Source organism: Phocaeicola barnesiae DSM 18169 = JCM 13652 (assembly GCF_000374585.1).
Classification (GTDB): Bacteria; Bacteroidota; Bacteroidia; order Bacteroidales; family Bacteroidaceae; genus Phocaeicola; species Phocaeicola barnesiae.
This window is the reverse complement of sequence record NZ_KB894683.1, coordinates 1-1,942: the sequence shown is the minus strand read 5'-3', so window position 1 is coordinate 1,942 and position 1,942 is coordinate 1. Positions and strand designations below refer to the sequence as shown.

Sequence of the window (1,942 nt, the reverse complement as noted above, 5' to 3'; positions counted from 1 at the left end):
TACTGCTTTGAATAAGTAATCTATACTTAATCAAGATAATAAATCCCTGTAACTCCATGAGTTATGGGGATTTTTATTTTGTCTGTACTTCATGGGTAGAAGATGGCAATTCATTGCTGTCCGTTTAGCGTTTTTCCAATAAATGTCTGTAAATAGCTTTAAAGGGTAATGAAAGATATAAATGGTCCATTAATTATTCGGCTTCATTGATTGAAAAAGAAAAGGGCATTCTTTATGGATGTCTTTTCTAAAATATCAAATAATTAATCGTTCATACTTGCAAGTACGCAAATAAGTACATATCTTTGTATTATACAAAGGAGGATTTATGAGAACAGCCAATTACACAGATTTAAGAGCCAACTTGAAAAGCTACATTGATGCGGTCATTGACGATTATGATACCGTAGTTATCAATCGTGGGAATGGCAAAGGAGTAGTAATGATTTCTTTGGATGAATACAATTCTCTAAAGGAAACGGAATACATCATGTCCTCACCCGATACAATGGAAGCAATACATAAAGGGGAAGAGGATATTAAGAACGGTAACTCTATATCCCAGAATGAAGGTGAAAGCATAGAAGATTTCTTAAAACGGGCAGCATGTACAGAATAACTTTGTCAGAACAGGCACGGAAAGAATATCTATACTTTACCCAAAGCGGAAACAAGGCTATCTTAAACAAAATCAAAATTTTATTGGAAGATATTGCTGCACACCCTTATACTGGAATAGGAAAACCAGAACCGCTTAAATATGAACTGGCAGGCAAATGGTCAAGAAGAATCAATGCAGAGCATAGAATTGTTTACTCCGTACATGATGATATAATAGAGGTTTATATATTCTCTATGAGATACCATTATTCCAAGAAATAACAAACCGTCACTTATTACTCATATTGAAGAAAGGACAGCTATTCAGTTAGTTGTCCTTTTTTATAAGCCCCAAGAAATAAAATGTCGTACCAATCATGGAAGTTAAAAAAGGAATAACTATCTTTGTTTTGAACTCACAAACATAAGATTTATGGAATATATAAATGAATTTCACAAAGAATGGATAGAACGCACTCGCCAATCAATAGCATCTTGGAGCAAGCAGCCTATATCGCTAGAAGAAAAAAGGAAACAGCAGGAACGCTTGAACCAACAGAGAGCTATAAGAGAGGGCAAACAAAAGAGCTGATTGACTTCGCCAATTCTAACAATTTATGGATTTCTCTTTCTGAACTAAATGTTGAATTTCTTAGTAAAGGTGGAGAAAACGAAGTCTATACAGGAAATAAAGATAATATCGTTATTAAACTGAATAATTTTGAATACGCAGGCGATGATTTGGAGAATTTCTTCATCCGCATAAATGCACACAACAAGTTATTTGGTAACGTACCTTATCAGATGATAGGTTTCGCCTATAATAGCCAACAAGAATTCTGTGCAGTTCTTATACAACCTTACATTTTGGCTGAAAGAGAAGCTACAGAAGATGAAATAGCTACCTATATGAAAGCATTAGGCTTTGAAATGGACTATTACGACGAATATCATAATTCAGAATATGAAGTGTTTGATGTAGTTCCTAACAATGTACTTTATGGTATTGACGGTGATTTATACTTTATCGACACTCAAATCAGAACACAGTTTTAATCCAAATATGGATTTCTCTTACAAACGGAATTGCATTGGGAATTTGACCATAATGCAGCCCATTTTTATAATTAGTTCTTTTATTTACACGGAGTTTATCTATTTCCACTATAGATTTGATTTATAGTTAATTAAGCTGGTTGCAGGGATGCTCGGTCGCTGCTTCTTACGGTATGACAGATACTATGGGTCGTATGCACTCAGATGCTCAGTTTGCTGGTTCTTCATCAGTTCCTGCTCACGTAGAAATGATGGGATTCCTGGGTATCGGTAACAACCCGATGGT

At 34.9% G+C, this 1,942-nt stretch carries 3 protein-coding genes and 1 pseudogene; all 4 read left to right on the top strand.

Features of this window, described 5'->3' with window-relative positions:
• Positions 1–328: 328 nt before the first annotated feature.
• Positions 329–619, top strand: coding sequence for a type II toxin-antitoxin system Phd/YefM family antitoxin (locus C510_RS0115870; RefSeq protein ID WP_018712250.1), 291 nt, complete (start codon positions 329–331; stop codon positions 617–619).
• On the top strand, positions 607–882 hold the full coding sequence (locus C510_RS0115865) for a Txe/YoeB family addiction module toxin (protein ID WP_018712249.1): 276 nt from the start codon (positions 607–609) through the stop codon (positions 880–882). The genes C510_RS0115870 and C510_RS0115865 overlap by 13 nt, the downstream gene beginning before the upstream one ends.
• 180 nt (positions 883–1,062) lie before the next feature.
• The gene (locus tag C510_RS0115860; protein WP_018712248.1) at positions 1,063–1,656 is read left to right on the top strand and encodes a putative polyvalent protein kinase domain-containing protein; all 594 of its coding nucleotides are present in this window, start codon (positions 1,063–1,065) and stop codon (positions 1,654–1,656) included.
• 161 nt (positions 1,657–1,817) lie between these two features.
• Positions 1,818–1,942 (top strand): annotated as a pseudogene (locus C510_RS17275) (GGGtGRT protein); the annotation flags it as partial.

Coding starts and splice junctions, on each gene's coding strand:
- C510_RS0115865 (WP_018712249.1), top strand. CDS start 607: ATGTACAGAATAACTTTGTCAGAACAGGCACGGAAAGAATATCTATAC.
- C510_RS0115870 (WP_018712250.1), top strand. CDS start 329: ATGAGAACAGCCAATTACACAGATTTAAGAGCCAACTTGAAAAGCTAC.
- C510_RS0115860 (WP_018712248.1), top strand. CDS start 1,063: ATGGATAGAACGCACTCGCCAATCAATAGCATCTTGGAGCAAGCAGCC.